A 652-nucleotide genomic window follows, 5' to 3' on the forward strand; every position below is an offset into this window, starting at 1 on the left:
GCCAGGTGATGGCCGAGCGGACGGCGTGGCGGATCTGTGCTGACAACGGCTGGTGGTCAGCGTTCGGGAAGAAGCGCGTCCGCAACGGCAAGAAGCCTGGTCCGCCGGTCCACGACGACCTGTGCGCCATCACTGATGAGAAGGGCCGGACCCGGCACGAGTTCACCGCTACGGCCCCGAGCGAGTTGTGGATCGGCGACATCACCGAGCACTGGACGAACGAGGGGAAGCTGTACCTGTGCGCGTTCAAGGACGTGTACTCCAACCGGATCGTGGGCTACTCCATCGACTCGAGGATGAAGTCCCGCCTCGCCGTCACCGCCCTGAACAATGCCGCCGCCCGCCGCGGTGACGTTGCCGGTTGTGTGGTTCACACCGATCGAGGGTCGCAATTTCGGAGCAGGAAGTTCGTCGGTGCGCTCAACCGGCACCACATGGTCGGATCCATGGGCCGGGTCGGTGCCTGCGGCGACAACGCCGCCATGGAGTCGTTCTTCTCCCTGCTTCAGAAGAATGTTCTGAACCGGCGCACCTGGGCCACCAGGGAGGAGCTCCGGATCGCGATCGTGACTTGGATCGAACGCACCTGCCACCGCCGCCGGCGCCAGGACGGGTTGGGCCGGTTGACCCCCATCGAGTACGAGACCATCAT

General features: G+C 65.0%; 1 protein-coding gene. It reads left to right on the forward strand.

Annotated features, from left to right (window positions below):
• On the forward strand, positions 1 to 652 hold a 652-nt coding region (locus tag FK530_RS24670), incomplete at both ends, for an IS3 family transposase (RefSeq protein ID WP_146489450.1).

It is taken from the genome of Tsukamurella conjunctivitidis, from assembly GCF_007858475.1.
GTDB lineage: Bacteria > Actinomycetota > Actinomycetes > Mycobacteriales > Mycobacteriaceae > Tsukamurella > Tsukamurella conjunctivitidis.